The organism is Bacillus sp. AY2-1 (genome assembly GCF_008368965.1).
In the GTDB taxonomy this organism is placed as follows: Bacteria; Bacillota; Bacilli; order Bacillales; family Bacillaceae_G; genus Bacillus_A; species Bacillus_A thuringiensis_S.
In genome coordinates, this window is sequence record NZ_QPEL01000310.1 from 1 (window position 1) to 792 (window position 792).

Sequence of the window (792 nt, forward strand, 5' to 3'; positions counted from 1 at the left end):
TAGATATTTATGTCATTGGATGAAAGTAATAATTACTGAAAAAATTAATAAATATAAACCCTCCACAACAAGGAGGGCTTAGTATTCTATATAAATAATCTTTAAATGGTAGACTTAATATTTTATTGTATTGGTCCTAATAATCCCATAATTTCTTCAGCTTTTTGGTTTTCGATGCTATAGTAAATTTCTAACCCCTGACGATTTCCTCTTAGAACCTTCCCTCTCATTTTAGATAAGTGTTGGGAAACTGTTGATTGTGGAATGTTTAAAATTTCGGTCATTTGGGTTACATTTAGTGTTTTATGTTTAGAAAGCTCATTGATCAGTTTTAAACGCATTGGGTGTGCCATAAGTTTTAAAAGCTCTACATCCTCTTCTAAAATCGTGTTCTCTACATGCTGATTCGCAAATCTTGTCATAGTATCCGCTCTCCCTTATTTGTTTTCTTCTAATGTAGTGTAACTTCCGTATTACATAATATTAGTATGTTTGAATGTTTATTGTTAAAAAATGATACTTAAAGTATACAACTGTAGTTTGTGCTAGTAGTGGAGTTAATGTGTGGTTTGTATGAAGTTTTCGTTTACTATTCTAGTCTGCTTAAGCTAGTATAAAAGTTATGCATACAATTAAAAAGACAAACTCTCCAAGATGAGGAGTTTGTCTAAAACCATGATCTCTTTAGTTCAACAATATAGAATTCAGTTCCGATAAGAATTTTTATTTTTTCCATATCCCACGTTTTTTGCATCAGTACTAACAATAGTGGATTAGAATAATGACTTAATA

1 protein-coding gene is annotated in these 792 nt (G+C 30.4%); it reads right to left on the minus strand.

The features are described 5' to 3' along the window. Positions 1–122 precede the first annotated feature (122 nt). Positions 123–422 (minus strand): transcriptional repressor PagR, encoded by a 300-nt coding sequence (gene pagR / locus DN403_RS30720; RefSeq protein ID WP_000196515.1) that lies wholly within the window; start codon positions 420–422, stop codon positions 123–125. Positions 423–792: the final 370 nt, after the last annotated feature.